The organism is Belliella kenyensis (assembly GCF_022549675.1).
In the GTDB taxonomy this organism is placed as follows: Bacteria; Bacteroidota; Bacteroidia; order Cytophagales; family Cyclobacteriaceae; genus Belliella; species Belliella kenyensis.
Window position 1 is genome coordinate 1 of the sequence record NZ_JAKZGR010000070.1, and the last position, 543, is coordinate 543.

Below are 543 nucleotides of genomic sequence, written 5' to 3' on the forward strand. Positions count from 1 at the left end.
CCTTACACAAAAGGAGAGGTTACCTCGACGATGGGTGGACGTTTTGCAGGGAAAGTTGAAGGGCTTGGTGTCGATGTCGATGCTGGCTCTGTGGAGCTTGCTTCAATATCATTTGAAAGTACTAAAAGTAGTACCACTTCAGAATTCAACTATTTAAATAAAGATGGGAAAATTAATTTATCTTTTGGAGGAGCGCTTGGGCTTTTTGGAGAATCAGGTATTTCACATACTATAACAAAGCAGAATGGACAAACAGTAAATAGAAATGTTCGCCAAGAAGGGAAAATAGGGACTTTAGCCGCATTTAAATCATCATTCGGTGCTGAAGGTGGATCAGATAAGCCTTCATCTATATCAGGTACAATGGGGGCAAGTTTAGGAGGAAGTGTAGGTTTAGGACATGTAATTAAAGCAAATCTTGAAGTTGGTTATAAAGTCTCAATAAATTTCGGCAAAAAGCATGAAGACTAGAATGAAAGAGATTAGTAGTTCTGAAACCAGATTACAACAAATAATTATTTTGGTAGTTTCATTAATGCTATT

The 543-nt window shown here is 37.2% G+C and carries 1 protein-coding gene; it reads left to right on the top strand.

The genetic code is table 11. The annotated features are described in order from the left end of the window. Positions 1-471 (top strand): hypothetical protein (locus MM214_RS18990; RefSeq protein ID WP_241297751.1); only part of this gene is annotated, 471 nt, incomplete at its 5' end. Positions 472-543 lie beyond the last annotated feature (72 nt).